We start from the raw sequence: 12673 nt of genomic DNA on the forward strand, positions 1-12673 counted from the left end.
CTGGCGCCATGGCGCGCCCCGGTGGCACACTCGGGCCCTACTCCGGGGGAGGGCGCACATGGACATTCAGGCGTGGCACTTGTGGGTTCTCGCCGCCATCGCCGCGGGCACGCTGGAGATGATGCTGCCCGGCTTCGTGATGCTCTGGTTCGGCGTGGGCTCACTCGCGGCCGCGCTGATGGCCGCCGTGGGATTCGGGCTCCAGGGCCAGTTCGCTGTCTTCTCACTCGTCTCCCTGGGCCTTTTCGCGTCCTCGCGCACCCTCTTCAAGAAGGCCTTCATGCGCGGCGCCTCGCCCATGAAGACGGGGGTGGCGGCCATGGTGGGCCAGGAAGCCGTGGTAACGGAATCGCTCGTGGAAGGCGTGGGCGGCACCGTGCGCATCAACGGGGAGCTCTGGTCGGCGCGCCCGCTGGGCGGCGAGGTGGCCGAGGGCGAGCGCGTCATCGTCGAGCAGGTGGAAGGCTTGAAGTTGTGGGTGCGGCGCCCCGCCGTCTCCCTGGAAATATCTCCGAGCAGAAAGAAAGAAGGTCGTTAGATGATGGGTCCCGCTCTTGTCGTCATCTTCGCGGTCGCCGTGGTGTTCGCCATGGTGAAGGGACTGCGAATCGTTCCCCAGGCCAAGGTCATGGTCGTGGAGCGGCTGGGCAAGTTCCACCACGTGGCCAGCAGCGGGTTGAACATCCTCATCCCGTTCTTCGACGCCCCGCGCGCCATGGAGATGCGCGTGGGCAACCGCTTCTATCGCAGCCACCTGGTGGACATGCGCGAGCAGGTCATGGGCTTCGAGACCGTGCAGGTCATCACCCATGACAACGTCACCATGGAGGTGGGCTCGGTCATCTACTACCAGATCGTGGATCCGGGCCGGGCGCTCTACGCCGTGGAGAACCTGGCGCTGGCCATCGAGCAGCTCACCATGACCAACCTGCGCAACATCATGGGCGGGCTGACGTTGGATCAGACGCTCACCAGCCGCGAGACGGTCAACAACAAGCTGCGCGCGGTGCTGGACGAGGCCACCGAGAAGTGGGGCGTGAAGGTGACGCGCGTGGAGCTGCGCGAGATCGAGCCGCCCGCGGCCATCAAGGACGCCATGGCCAAGCAGATGACCGCCGAGCGCGAGCGTCGCGCCGAGGTCACCAAGGCCGAGGGCGACAAGGCCGCCGCCATCCTCTCCGCGGAGGGCGAGAAGATCTCCCGCATCCTGCGCGCCGAGGCCGAGCGTGACGCGGAAGTGGCCCGCGCCGAGGGCCGCAAGCGCGCCACCCTGCTGGACGCCGAGGCCAAGTCCGAGGCCACCCGGCTCGTCTTCGAGGCCATCCACGCCGGAGGCGCCACCCCCGAGGTGCTCGCGCTGCGCTACATGGAAACCCTCCAGGAGCTGGGCAAGGGCGACAACAAGATCTTCATCCCCTACGAGGCCACGGCCGTGCTGGGCAGCGTCGCGGCGCTCAAGGAGGTGTTCTCCCAGGAGGGGAGCGCCACCGCGCCCACCCCGCGCCCCTCGGCTCCCAGCGCCGCGGCCCTGAGCGCCCAGTCCCTCTCCCGCTCCGTGACCGCCTCCGCCCAGCCCGTGACGGTGCGCGGCCGTCCCGCCTTTCCCTCCGAGGAATAAGGAGGAAGACGTGTCCGGAAACCTGGAGCAGTTGCTCGCCGAAGAAGCCGAGTTGCAGTTCGACCACCTGAGCCACGAGGACGTGCTCGCGCTGGGGCTCCATCTGCTCGAGCGCGTGCGGCGCGAGCGCCTGCCGGTGGTGGTGGATGTGACGTTCTCCGGGCTCACCGTGTTGCAGTGCGCGCTGCCCGGCAGCCGTCCGGACAACCTGGACTGGGTGCGGCGCAAGAAGAACACCGTGAGCCGCTTCTGGCACAGCTCGTTCTACATGGGCCGCTACTACGCCACCAAGGGCATGAGCCTCACCGACAAGCCGCACATCGACGCCTCCGAGTACGTGGACCATGGCGGCAGCTTCCCCCTGCTGCTGCGAGGGCTCGGATGCGTGGGCAGCATCACCGTGTCCGGACTCGCGCAGGACGAGGACCATGCGCTGGTGGTCTCGGTCCTGCGCGAATGGCGGGCGAGCCGCTGAGGCCTACTTCGCGACGATGACGCCGCACGCGAAGCGGCCACCCGCGTTGCCCGCCGGGTTGCTGACGAGGTCATCCTCGCTCGCGTGGATGATGATCGCCCTGCCGATCACGTCCTCGGCCGAACCATCGCCAATCTTCCACGCGCTCTTGGTGAGGGACAGCGTGCCCTTGCCGTCATCATTGATCTGGATGTTGCCCAGGTCGCCCAGGTGGTGGTTGGGATCGGCCGGGCCATGGTCCTTGGACGTGGGATTCCAGTGGGCCCCGGCGCTGGACGCGTCGGCGGCGCTGCAGTCGCCCGTCTCGTGGATGTGGGCGCCGTGCAGACCCGGGGTGGAGCCTTGCACCTCCAGCGTGAGCTTCACCCCATCATCGACCTCGGAGAACTCGGCCGAGCCCGTAGTGCTGCTGCCACTGCGGCTCTCGAGGGTGGCGATGGCGTGCTTGCTCGTACCGCAAGCGGACAGGGCGAACGCCGCGGCGAGGAGGGTGATGCGCGAGCTGATGGCGAAGGAGTTCTTCATGGCGGGCTCCAGGGAAACGAAACGAGGGGACTGAGATTCGCCGCCCTAGCTACCCGGCTCCACGCTCTCCATCCAATGGAACAAGAGGGCTCGCGCGAGGGGTGTGGCATGTCCGACGATTCACTCCGGGATTGCGCGGAGGCCGCGTGAGGTTTAAGAATCCATGAGGCCCCTGGGTCGGGGCGCTGTTCGCACACGAGGCTTCGCACTCCATTGAAGATCCACTCCTGAATCGTCGGCGCTGTCTTCCAGCCACCCCACCGGGTCCCTCGTGCGCGCCCGGTCACGATTCCGGAGTTCCTTGTGTCACTCATTCGCGCTCACCGCGTGTCGTTCGCGTTTTCCGACGCCCGTCCCCTCTTCTCCGATGTGGAGTTCCACCTGCCCTCGGGCTGGACGGGACTCGTTGGCGCCAATGGCGCGGGCAAATCCACCCTGCTGCGGCTGCTGTCCGGAGAGCTGAAGCCCACGGAAGGCCACCTGCGCTTCGAGCCTCCCTCGGCGCTCGTGCAGCTCTGCCCCCAGAAGGTGGAAGCCCTCACCCCGGACGTGCTCGCGTTCGCCGAGGCCTCGGATTCGCGCGCCCGGCGCCTCTTGGGTCAACTCGGCCTGGACGTCACGGCGCTCGAACGGTGGGCCACGCTCTCCCCGGGTGAGCGCAAACGCTGGCAGGTGGGCGCCGCGCTCGCCCGCGAGCCCGATGTGCTGCTGCTCGACGAGCCCACCAACCACCTCGACGCCGAGGCCCGGGACTGGCTGCTGGCCGCCCTGCGCCGTTTCCGGGGCGTGGGCGTGCTCGTCTCGCATGATCGGGACGTGCTCGAGGCGCTCACCACCTCCACGCTGCGCGTGCACACGGGCACGGTGCGCCTGTGGCCCGGCGCCTACGTCGCCGCGCGGGAGGCCTGGGAAGAGGAACTGGACGCTCGCATCACGTCCCGCCAGCAGGCCCAGGACGAGCACCGCCGGCTGCAACAACGGCTCGTGCAGACGCGCCGGGATCAGGAGGCCGCCTCCGCCTCGCGCAGCACGGCCAGCCGGATGCGGAACAAGTACGACAGTGACGCACGCACCCTGGGGGCCAAGACGCTCGCGAGCTGGGCGGACGCGAAGCATGGCCGCCGCGTGGCCACCACCCGCCGCGAAGTCGAACGCGCCGCCTCCGCCGTCGAGTCCATCGAGGTGGAGAAGTCCCTCGGCCGCTCCGTCTTCGTCGACTACGTCCGCCCGCCCCACCCGCTCCTGTTCAGCCTGGACGTGCCGGAACTCCGCGCTGGAGACGTGGCGCTGTTCGGTCCCCTGCACCTCGACATCCCCCGCGAGGCACGCATCCGGCTCGAGGGGCCCAACGGCGCCGGGAAGAGCACCCTGCTCCGGGCCCTGCTCGAGCATGCCCGCGTGCCCCTCGAGCGCGTGCTGTACCTGCCTCAGGACGTGAGCGACGAGGAGGCCCGGGAAGCGCTCGAGTCGGTGCGCGAACTGCCCCCCGAGGAAAAGGGCCGCGTGCTGTCCCTCGTGGCCGCGCTCGGGGTGGAGCCGGATCACCTGCTCGCCTCGGAGCAACCCTCCCCGGGCGAGGCACGCAAGCTGCTCATCGCGCGGGGGCTCGGCCAGCATGCCTGGGCGCTGGTGCTCGACGAGCCCTCCAATCACCTGGACCTGCCCTCCCTGGAGCGGCTGGAGGAAGCGCTCCAAAGTTACCCAGGCGCCCTGGTGCTGGTGTCGCACGACACGCACTTCGCGCGGCGATGCACCACCGAGCGCTGGCGGGTGGAGGGCGGACGCGTGGACGTGAGCTCGGAGTGACGCGGCTCAGGGCACGGTGTCGAGCGTGGTGCGCGTGAAGGAGGGCCGCGCGGAGATCGTGGCCAGCCAGGCGCCCAACGCTGGATACCGTGCCCGCCAGTCGTGCGGGTAGCGGAAGTCCAGGTACTCCAACGCCACGCCCACCGCGAGGTCCGCCAGGCTGAACCGGTCCCCGACGAAGAAGCCCCTCGACGTGTCCGCCTGGGCGAGCGCGTCGAGCACCCGGGCGATTCGCCGCTCCTCCCACGCCAGGGTCTCCGGGGAGCGCTGGGCCTCGGGGCGGCGGTGCTCCAGCAGCCGGTTGACGAGGGCCTGGAGCAGACCATCGGCGAGCGACGTCCAGTGCAGCACGTCCCACCGGGCCTCGCCGCGCGCGGGCAGCAGGGGCTCGCCCGAGAGCCCATCCAGGTACTCCAGGATGACGGGGGAGTCGATCATCGTGCGCCCGTTGTCGAGCCGCAGCACGGGCACCTTGCCCAGGGGGGTCAGGCCCTGGACCTGGCTGTCGAGGGCACGAGGGTTTTCCCGCACGAATTCATAGGGCAACTGCTTCTCGTCGAGCAGGACGCGCACCTTGCGCACGTAGGGAGACGTCATCGAACCATGGAGTTTCATCGAGGGCCTTCCGGCTTGAGGAACTGCTGTCCGTACATCTCCGCGTACACACCCGCGCGCGCCATCAACTCCTCGTGCGTGCCTTGCTCGAGGAGCCGCCCTTTCTCGAGGACGAGGATGAGGTCCGCGTTGCGGATGGTGCTCAGCCGGTGCGCGATGACGACACTGGTGCGGTCCGCGAGCAACGACGTCAACGCGCGCTGGATGAGGGCCTCCGTCCGCGTGTCGATGTTGGCGGTGGCCTCGTCGAGGATCAGCACGCGCGGATCCGCGAGGACGGCGCGGGCGAACGACAGGAGCTGGCGCTGGCCCTGGCTCAACGCCGTGGACCCTCCGCCCAGCTCCGTGTCGTAGCCCTTGGGCAGGGCGACGATGAAGTCGTGCGCGAGGACGGCGCGCGCGGCGGCCTCGATCCGCTCGCGGCTCGCGTCCGGCCGGCCATAGGCGATGTTCTCCGCGATGGTGCCCGAGAAGAGGACGGGCTCCTGGAGCACCGTCGCCATCTGGTGCCGCAGGCTCGCCCGCGTCAGGGCGCGCACATCGTGCCCATCGAGCCGCACCGTCCCCTCCGTGGCGTCGTAGAAGCGGGGCAGCAGGCTCGCCACCGTCGTCTTCCCCGCGCCCGTGCGGCCCACCAGCGCCACGGTCTGGCCGGGTTCGACCTCGAAGCTCAGCTCGTGCAGCACCGGGTGGGCCGGGTCGTACGCGAACGACACCCGATCGAAGGTGATGCGCCCCTCCGCCCGCCCGAGCGCGAGCGCGTCCGGCGCGTCGGCCGGCTCCCGCGCCTCGTCGAGGATCGCGTAGACGCGCTCGGCGCCCGCGAGCGCCGACTGCATCAGCGTGTAGACCGAGGAGGCCATCTGCAGCGGCCGGAAGAACTGCTGGGTGTAGATCAGGAACGCCGCCACCAGGCCCACGCTCAGCTGTCCCTCGAGCACCCGGTATCCGCCGTAGCCCATCACCAGCGCGGTGGAGAGCGTGGAGAGCACGTCGATCACCGGCGAGAAGGCCGAGGTGATGCCCATGGCGGAGACGTTCGCGTCCCGGTTGGCCGCGTTCTTCTGCCGGAAGCGTTGGATGTTGACCTCGGTGCGGTTGAACGCCTGGGCCTGCCGCACGCCGCTCAGTTCCTCCTGGAGCCCCGCCGTCACGTCGCCCACCGTCTCGCGCGTCTTGCGGTAGGCCCGCCGGGCACGGGCGGCGAAGAACCAGGTGGTGAGCAACATCACCGGGATGATGGAGAAACAGGCCAGCGCCAGGGGCACATCGAGCCAGATCATCGCCACCATCACGCCCACCAGTCCCATCAAGGAACCCAGCAACTGGGTGAGCCCCTGCCCGAAGAACTGGTTGATGAGATCCACGTCTCCCAGCAGGCGGCTCATCAAGTCCCCCAGGGGCCGCCGGTCCAGGTACGACAGCGGCAGCGCCTGGAGTTGTTCGAAGAGCCGCATCCGCAACGAGGCGAGGACCCGCTGCCCCGCCAGACCGATGCGCCGCGTCTGCTGCTGCTGGGCGACCAGCCCGACGCCATAGACGACGAGGAGGGCCACCAGGGTGCGCAGCAGGCTCCACCCATCCCCTCCCCCGATGTCGTGGTCGATGGCGTAGCCCACCAGGAAGGGCCCCACCGCCTGCGCCACCGCGCCCAGGAGGATGAACCCCAGGGCGATCAACAGGGGGCGGAAGTAGGGCCTCGTCTCGCCCAGGAGCCGGCGCGCCACCGCGCCACGGTCGCGCGCGGGCACATCCTCCAGTTCCGCCAGGCCACTCAAGTCCGAGCTCCGTCTCATACCGCCTCCCCCTGCTCCGGCCGGAGCTGCGATCCCAGGATCTCGTTGTAGAGCGGACTGGAGGCGAGCAATTCCTCGTGCCGCCCCTGGGCCACCACCCGGCCCTCGTCGAGCACGATGACCTGATCGGCGTCACGCACCGTGCTCAGCCGCTGGGCGATGACGATCGCGGTGCGCTGCGAGCCCCGCATGAGCCGATCCAACGCGTGTTGGATCTCCGCCTCGGTGCGGGCGTCCACCGCCGAGGTGCTGTCGTCGAGGATGAGCAGACGCGGTTGGGTGAGCAACGCACGGGCGATCGCCACACGTTGGCGCTGCCCTCCCGACAGTCCCACGCCCCGTTCACCCACCGGCGTGTCATAGCCCTGGGGCAGCGCCGCGATGAACTCCGCCGCCTGGGCCGCCTCCGCCGCGGCCTGGACCTCCTCCAGGCTGGCGCTGGGACGGCCATAGGCGATGTTCTCGCGCAGCGTGCCGGCGAAGAGCGTCGCCTCCTGGAGCACGATGCCCACCTGTGAGCGCAGGCTGGCGAGCGTCACATCGCGCACGTCCCGGCCATCGATGAGCACCGCGCCGCCCGTGACCTCATAGAAGCGGGGAATCAGGTTGATGACGGTGCTCTTGCCCGAGCCCGTGGTGCCGATGATGGCCACGAACTGGCCCGGCTCGACCACGAAGCTGACCCCCTTGAGGATGTCCCGCTCGCCCCCGGCGTAGCGGAAGCGCACGTCCCGCAGCTCCACCCGTCCCTCCAGGGGCGGCAGCACCTGGGCGCCGGGCCGATCCACCACCTCCACGGAGGTGTCGAGCAATTCGAAGATGCGCACCGCGGACACGCCCGCGCGCGACATCTGATTGGCCAGGAACCCCAGGGTGATGAGCGGCAGGAGCAGGAAGCCCAGGTAGCTGTTGAACGCGAGCAGTTCCCCGATGCTCAGCCACTGATGGAAGATCAACCACCCGCCCACGCCCACCACCACGAGCGTGCCCAGGCTGGCGAAGAAGAACACCCAGGGGAAGTGGGTGAAGATGATGGTGATGAGCTGGAGGTTGAGGCCCAGGTACTCCTCGTTGACGCGGCCATAGCGCGCCGACTCGCGCGCCTCTCCGGAGAAGGCCCGGACCACGCGCGCGCCCCGCAGACTCTCCTGCAGGATGGAATTGAGCCGGCCCAGGGTCCCCTGCACCTGGCCGAACAGCGGCCCCATCTTCATCATGAAGTGCCGCAGCACCCAGAGCACCGGCGCGATGGTGGCCAGCGCCGCCAGCGCGAGCACGGGGTTCGTCATGAACAACAGCGCCGTACAGCCCACCAGCATGAGCAGCGACGCCACCACCTGCACCGCCCCGCCGCCCACGAAGGTGCGCACCTGCTCCACGTCGTTCGTCAGCCGCGTGAGGAGCTGCCCCGTCTGCGCTTGATCGTGGTAGCTGAAACTCAGCCGCTGCAGCCGCTCGAAGAGCGAGTCCCGCAGGTCGAACGCCACCCCTTGCGAGGCCCGCTCCGCGAGGTAGCCCTGCAAGAAGTTGCACACCCCTCGCACCAGGGCGACGCCCACCAGCCCCGCCACCGCCGCGCGCACCGCCGGCATCGAGCCGTGGGCGATCCCCTCATCCACCACCTGACGCACGAACTGGGGCGCCGCGAGGTTGGCCGCCGAGGCCATCAGCAGCGACAGCAACGCCCCCATCGTGTCGAACCGATAGCGCCGCAGATACCCGAGCGCCCGCCACACCGCCTTGCCCGCGCCCGGCGTCCTTCCGGGTCCTCGTTTCGATTCCATCTCGCCAGTGTCTCCCCGGGGGTGCGCCGCCCGCGCCCATCATGACCCGCTCCACGGCCATGTGAATCGCCAATGCCATTGCACTTGTCCGGCGCATGAGGGAAGAGGCTCCCCGTGCTCCCCGTCCATACCTTCCTGTCCGCTTTCCTGACATTCCAGACCCCTCCCCCGCCTCCGCCCCCGGCGCCTCCCGAGGTCGCCGCCGAGCGCGCCGCCGCCGCCGCCGAGCGTGCCGCCGCCGCCGCCGAGCGCTCCGCCCAGGCCATCGAACGGCTCGCCCAGGGAATCACCGTGGCCCCTCCCGAGGAGAAGAAGCCCGAGGAGAAGAAGCCCGACGCCCCGACCGAAGGCGACAACTGGAACGTCACGGTGGGCATGGGCCTCATCTTCATCACCGGCAACGCGTCCACCGTGACGCTCAACGGCCTGATCGCCGCCGAGCGCAAGACGGAGGGGTGGATCTACGCCGTCAAGGCCTCGGGCGTGTACGGCCAGAGCCGGGCTCCCACGCTGGAAGGACAGGAGCAGGCCCCCGATCAGGTCGTGGCGCTCAACGCGGCGGTGCAACTGCGCGGCGACCGCCGCTTCACCGAGCGCATCAGCGGCTACCTGCTCGCCGGCGCGGAAACGGACCACGTGAAGAGCGTGGAGGCACGCGGTATCGGTGAAGGAGGCGTCGGCGTGCTGTGGTGGGACGAGCAACGGTCGGATGGCAGCAACTCCTTCTTCCGCATGGATCTCGCCCTGCGCTATGCCCGAGAGACGCGCTTCCAGTACTACCCCACGCGCATGGACCTGCCGGATGTCTCCCTGGGCGGCCCCCGCTTCGGCGCCACCTTCCGCCATGGCGTGACGAAGGACATCTCCCTCCTGGAAGAGGTGAGCGTGCTGCCCAGCCTCATCGAGGGCTCGCGTCTGCTCATCAACAACCAGACGCAGCTCAACGTGCGGCTCACCCGGGCGCTGTCGGTCACCACCACCTTCCTGCTCCAGTACGACAGCGAGCCCGCCGCCGGGAAGTTCTCCACGGACACCTCCCTGTCCGTGGGCGCCACGGTGACGTTCTAGGCTTCAAGGCTCTCCCGGAGGACCGGGTAAACCGTTCTTGTTGCGAGCCCTTGATTCATACAGGTATGCTTCAAGAATGAACCAGACGAAGACACGAGCCGACCGGACCGCGGAAGGCGTCGCGATGTGGCGTGCCATTGGCGCGAAAGAGTCGGATGCCCGCGTCCGCAACCCCGACTTCATGGCGGCGGGATTCCTCAGTCCCGTCTCCCGCGCGCTCCTGACGGTATCGCCCCTGCGCTCGTGGATGACGTCGTACTACGGCAACAAGTTGCCGGGCGCCTACGGCTACGCCACGGCGCGCACGCTGCACCTGGACGCCATCTTCGCGCGGGCCCTCGACGAGGGCGCCGAGCAGGTGGTGCTGCTCGGCGCGGGCTACGACAGCCGCGCGTACCGCTTCCGTGAGCGCCTCTCCAAGGTCCGGCTCTTCGAGTTGGATCTGCAGGCGACCCAGGAGCGCAAGAAGAAGCGGATCAAGACGCTGTTCGGCGGTCTGCCCGAGTGGGTCACTTACGTCCCCATCAACTTCGACGCTCAGCGGCTCGAGGACGTGCTGCCCGCCGCCGGGTTCGATCGCACCAAGCGCACCTTCTTCCTCTGGGAAGGCGTGAGCATGTACCTGACCGAGGAAGCCATCGATCAGACGCTCGGCTTCGTGGCGCGCAACTCGCCGCCCAAGAGCAGCATCGCCTTCGACTTCGTCGACCAGGGCGCGCTCAAGGGAAACAGCCCACGCCATCCTGGCGTCCAGCAGTGGATCGACGTGCTGACGGAGCTCGGCCATCCCATGACGTTCGGCATCGATGAGAACGCCACGGATGTCTTCCTGCGCAAGCGGGGGTTCGAGGTGGTGTCGCAGATCGGCTCCGCGGAAATGGAGCGCAAGTACCTGACGAAGAGCGATGGCGCACTGCTCTGCCGCACCTCCAGCTTCCTGTGCATCGTTCACGCCCAGGTCACGGCGCCCTCCCCGGCATGAGTTCCCTTCGGGTCGCCGCCCTGCAGCTCCGCTCCGAGAACGGGCGCGTCCAGCACAACCTGGAACACGCCCGTCCCTTCATTCAACGCGCCGCGGAGCAGGGCGCCCAACTGCTGCTGCTCCCGGAGTTCTACCCCACGGGTTATCTGCAGAGCGCGGACGTCTGGAAGGCGGGAGAGACCCTGGACGGGCCCACCGTCCGCTTCCTGAAGCAACAGGCCGCGCAGTGGGGCGTCCACCTGGGGACCTCCTTCCTGGAGGCGGAGGGGGACGACTTCTACAACGCCTTCGTCCTCGCTTCCCCGGCGGGGCGGATCCACAAGGTCCGCAAGCGGCGCGCGCCCTCCTACGAGGCGTACTGGTTCCGGGGAAGTGGTGACGATCCCTGTGTGATCGACTGCGAGCTCGGGCGATTCAGCGTGGGCATCTGCGCGGACAACCACTTCGGGGACATGGCCGCGTGCATCGAGGGCCAGCGGGCGCAGCTCCACCTCATGCCGCACTGCTACTGCGTGCCGCACGAGAACCCCAAGACGTTCCCCGCGGAGCTCATCGAGGCGTCACGCCGGCAGATGGAGACGCTGCCGGTGCGCTACGCGAGCCACTTCGGCGTCCCGGTGGTGCTCGCCAACCAATGCGGCCCCTGGAACAGCCCCCTGCCCCCGCCCATGGGCTCCATGGTGAAGACGGACCGTTTCCTGGGCCGCTCCGCCATCGTGTCGGCCACGGGCGCCAGGCTCCGCGCGCTCGGCGAGGAAGAAGAAGGCGTCATCGTCGACACCGTCGAGTTGCGGCCCGCCGACTACCCGGGGGATGCGCGGAAGATCGCCCAGGCCAAGGGGCGCTGGGGCTGGACCTCGCTCGGCGAGCCGACGTTCGCCACGGCCTCGCTCGCGTTCAAGATCGGCGCGATGGAGTGGCTGGCCCGCCGGAGCTACCGGCGCAGCGCGCAGCGCAAGCAGAGCGCCCAGCGCGTCCAGTCCGGAGCCGCCACGCCTCCCTGAAGCCCTCAGGCGGAGGCGCGGCCCGCGGCGACCACCCGGCTCTCCTGCGTCCCCAGGTGGATGGAGCCATCCGGACTGGAGATGGTGGCGCGCACGACATCGCCTTCCTTCAGGTAGGCGGGATTGCGCGTCTGCATCTTCACGACGAGCTGCGTGAGTTCCTTCTCCGACATGACCACGGTGAGGAACTTCTTGATCCACTTGGCGTTCTTGGGCGCGTTGTGCCCCGCCGCCACGCCCCGGGGCGTCCCGGTCATCACCAGATCGCCCGGGAACAGATCCATGACCTCCGACAGCTCCGACAGGGTCTCCTCGGGCGGGTAGACCATCTCCGACGTGTTGGAGTCCTGGCGGGTCTGGTCGTTCACGGACAGGTGGAGCTTGAGGTTCATCACCCGCGCGTTGTCCTCCGCGTCGAGCAGGTACAGGTAGGGGCCCGCGGGGCAGAACGTCCGGAAGCTCTTCGACTTGTACCACTGCCCCTCGGCGAGCTGGATGTCGCGCGCGGACACGTCATTGCAGATCACCAGGCCCGCGACGAACTCGTGCAGGCGCTCGCGCTCCACGCGGCAGGGGCCGGACAGCGGGCGCCCGATGACGAGTCCCAGCTCGATCTCATAGTCGAGCATCCGCACCCGCTCGGGTTTGACGATGTCACCGTGGCCCGACGTCAGCGACGAGGAGGCCTTGCGGAAGAACTGGTTGAAGTTCTTCGCCTCCGGATCCTGCCCCACCTCCAGCATGTGGCTGCGGTAGTTCTGGCCCTGGCACACCACGTTGCAGGGCGCGGTCACGGGAGAGAGCAATTCCACGTCCCGCACGGCGAGGGTTTCACCCTCCGGCGCCGCGGCCAGACGGCGGGCGTGCGCGGCCCCCTCACCCAGGAACCCGGCCAGCGTGGCGTACTGGCCTGGAATGACCACGAGCCGATCCCGCTGAACCACGCCCCAGCGGATCTCACTTCCAGTCTTGAATCTCGCGACATGTACACCCATGACAG

Annotated in this window: 12 protein-coding genes; 7 read left to right on the forward strand and 5 right to left on the reverse strand. The window is 68.9% G+C overall.

Annotated elements, in window-relative coordinates:
* Positions 1-58 precede the first annotated feature (58 nt).
* Genes MEBOL_RS38360 through MEBOL_RS38370 form a run of 3 tightly spaced genes read left to right on the forward strand, consistent with a single transcriptional unit; the run spans position 59 to position 2093 of the window.
* Positions 59-538, forward strand: a complete 480-nt coding sequence (locus MEBOL_RS38360; protein ID WP_095982052.1) for an NfeD family protein — start codon at positions 59-61, stop codon at positions 536-538.
* Positions 539-1618, forward strand: coding sequence for an SPFH domain-containing protein (locus MEBOL_RS38365; protein WP_425437586.1), 1080 nt, complete (start codon positions 539-541; stop codon positions 1616-1618). It begins immediately after the preceding gene.
* Positions 1619-1628: 10 nt separating this feature from the next.
* Positions 1629-2093, forward strand: coding sequence for a heme-degrading domain-containing protein (locus MEBOL_RS38370; protein ID WP_095982053.1), 465 nt, complete (start codon positions 1629-1631; stop codon positions 2091-2093).
* 3 nt (positions 2094-2096) lie between these two features.
* Here the strand turns inward: MEBOL_RS38370 and MEBOL_RS38375 are convergent, their stop codons facing one another.
* On the reverse strand, positions 2097-2618 hold the full coding sequence (locus tag MEBOL_RS38375) for a superoxide dismutase family protein (protein ID WP_095982054.1): 522 nt from the start codon (positions 2616-2618) through the stop codon (positions 2097-2099).
* A gap of 303 nt (positions 2619-2921) precedes the next feature.
* On the opposite strand from MEBOL_RS38375, the gene MEBOL_RS38380 reads away from it, so the two are divergent.
* Entirely contained in the window at positions 2922-4424 is a 1503-nt protein-coding gene (locus MEBOL_RS38380) for an ATP-binding cassette domain-containing protein (RefSeq protein ID WP_095982055.1), read from the forward strand.
* A 6-nt stretch (positions 4425-4430) separates the two neighbouring features.
* Here MEBOL_RS38380 and MEBOL_RS38385 read toward each other — a convergent pair whose 3' ends face one another.
* Genes MEBOL_RS38385 through MEBOL_RS38395 form a run of 3 tightly spaced genes read right to left on the reverse strand, consistent with a single transcriptional unit; the run spans position 4431 to position 8619 of the window.
* Positions 4431-5039 carry a glutathione S-transferase family protein gene (locus MEBOL_RS38385; RefSeq protein ID WP_095982056.1) on the reverse strand — a complete coding sequence of 203 codons (609 nt, stop codon included), beginning with the start codon at positions 5037-5039 and terminating at the stop codon, positions 4431-4433.
* Positions 5036-6835, reverse strand: coding sequence for an ABC transporter ATP-binding protein (locus tag MEBOL_RS38390; protein WP_170115675.1), 1800 nt, complete (start codon positions 6833-6835; stop codon positions 5036-5038). The genes MEBOL_RS38385 and MEBOL_RS38390 overlap by 4 nt, the downstream gene beginning before the upstream one ends.
* Complete coding sequence (locus MEBOL_RS38395; RefSeq protein WP_095982057.1) at positions 6832-8619, reverse strand: ABC transporter ATP-binding protein; 1788 nt, start codon at positions 8617-8619, stop codon at positions 6832-6834. The genes MEBOL_RS38390 and MEBOL_RS38395 overlap by 4 nt, the downstream gene beginning before the upstream one ends.
* Positions 8620-8733: 114 nt before the next feature.
* On the opposite strand from MEBOL_RS38395, the gene MEBOL_RS38400 reads away from it, so the two are divergent.
* The 3 genes from MEBOL_RS38400 (at position 8734) to MEBOL_RS38410 (ending at position 11673) form a co-directional block, all read left to right on the forward strand.
* Complete coding sequence (locus MEBOL_RS38400; protein WP_170115676.1) at positions 8734-9687, forward strand: DUF481 domain-containing protein; 954 nt, start codon at positions 8734-8736, stop codon at positions 9685-9687.
* 76 nt (positions 9688-9763) lie between these two features.
* Positions 9764-10669, forward strand: coding sequence for a class I SAM-dependent methyltransferase (locus tag MEBOL_RS38405; protein WP_095982058.1), 906 nt, complete (start codon positions 9764-9766; stop codon positions 10667-10669).
* The gene (locus MEBOL_RS38410; protein ID WP_095982059.1) at positions 10666-11673 is read left to right on the forward strand and encodes a carbon-nitrogen hydrolase family protein; all 1008 of its coding nucleotides are present in this window, start codon (positions 10666-10668) and stop codon (positions 11671-11673) included. The genes MEBOL_RS38405 and MEBOL_RS38410 overlap by 4 nt, the downstream gene beginning before the upstream one ends.
* 5 nt (positions 11674-11678) lie before the next feature.
* Here MEBOL_RS38410 and MEBOL_RS38415 read toward each other — a convergent pair whose 3' ends face one another.
* Positions 11679-12668 (reverse strand): fumarylacetoacetate hydrolase family protein, encoded by a 990-nt coding sequence (locus tag MEBOL_RS38415; protein ID WP_095982060.1) that lies wholly within the window; start codon positions 12666-12668, stop codon positions 11679-11681.
* Between the last annotated feature and the right edge of the window lie 5 nt (positions 12669-12673).

The organism is Melittangium boletus DSM 14713 (assembly GCF_002305855.1).
Lineage (GTDB): Bacteria > Myxococcota > Myxococcia > Myxococcales > Myxococcaceae > Cystobacter > Cystobacter boletus.

Coding starts and splice junctions, on each gene's coding strand:
- MEBOL_RS38360 (WP_095982052.1), top strand. CDS start 59: ATGGACATTCAGGCGTGGCACTTGTGGGTTCTCGCCGCCATCGCCGCG.
- MEBOL_RS38365 (WP_425437586.1), top strand. CDS start 539: ATGATGGGTCCCGCTCTTGTCGTCATCTTCGCGGTCGCCGTGGTGTTC.
- MEBOL_RS38375 (WP_095982054.1), bottom strand. CDS start 2,618: ATGAAGAACTCCTTCGCCATCAGCTCGCGCATCACCCTCCTCGCCGCG.
- MEBOL_RS38385 (WP_095982056.1), bottom strand. CDS start 5,039: ATGAAACTCCATGGTTCGATGACGTCTCCCTACGTGCGCAAGGTGCGC.
- MEBOL_RS38390 (WP_170115675.1), bottom strand. CDS start 6,835: ATGAGACGGAGCTCGGACTTGAGTGGCCTGGCGGAACTGGAGGATGTG.
- MEBOL_RS38395 (WP_095982057.1), bottom strand. CDS start 8,619: ATGGAATCGAAACGAGGACCCGGAAGGACGCCGGGCGCGGGCAAGGCG.
- MEBOL_RS38405 (WP_095982058.1), top strand. CDS start 9,764: ATGAACCAGACGAAGACACGAGCCGACCGGACCGCGGAAGGCGTCGCG.
- MEBOL_RS38410 (WP_095982059.1), top strand. CDS start 10,666: ATGAGTTCCCTTCGGGTCGCCGCCCTGCAGCTCCGCTCCGAGAACGGG.
- MEBOL_RS38415 (WP_095982060.1), bottom strand. CDS start 12,668: ATGGGTGTACATGTCGCGAGATTCAAGACTGGAAGTGAGATCCGCTGG.